The sequence below is a fragment of the Dietzia sp. UCD-THP genome, from assembly GCF_000349585.1.
GTDB lineage: Bacteria > Actinomycetota > Actinomycetes > Mycobacteriales > Mycobacteriaceae > Dietzia > Dietzia natronolimnaea_A.
The window spans coordinates 1304-1563 of sequence record NZ_KB714633.1 but is presented as its reverse complement, the minus strand read 5'-3'; the positions used below and the strand labels follow the sequence as shown (position 1 = coordinate 1563).

Annotated in this window: 1 protein-coding gene; it reads left to right on the top strand. The window is 63.1% G+C overall.

Features of this window, described 5'->3' with window-relative positions; all coding sequences use genetic code 11:
- On the top strand, window positions 1-260 hold a 260-nt coding region (locus H483_RS0119510), incomplete at both ends, for a WYL domain-containing protein (RefSeq protein WP_031264837.1).

Below are 260 nucleotides of genomic sequence, written 5' to 3'. Positions count from 1 at the left end.
CCGCGCAGGTCGATCTCGACCGCATCTGGGCCGAGCGCACCGCACAGTTCCTCTCCGAGAAACACATCCCCGTCGTCGTCCGCATCAAGACCTCACGTCGTGAGGAACTGCTGGAGAATGCCAGCGCTGTCCGGGCCGAGGAACCGGAGCTGGATGATTGGATCCGCCTCGACGTGACCTTCGAAGACCTGCGCCACGCGGTGTGGGCAGTGTGGCGGCTTGATACGGACGCCGAAGTACTAGTGTCGCGTGTCGTTAGT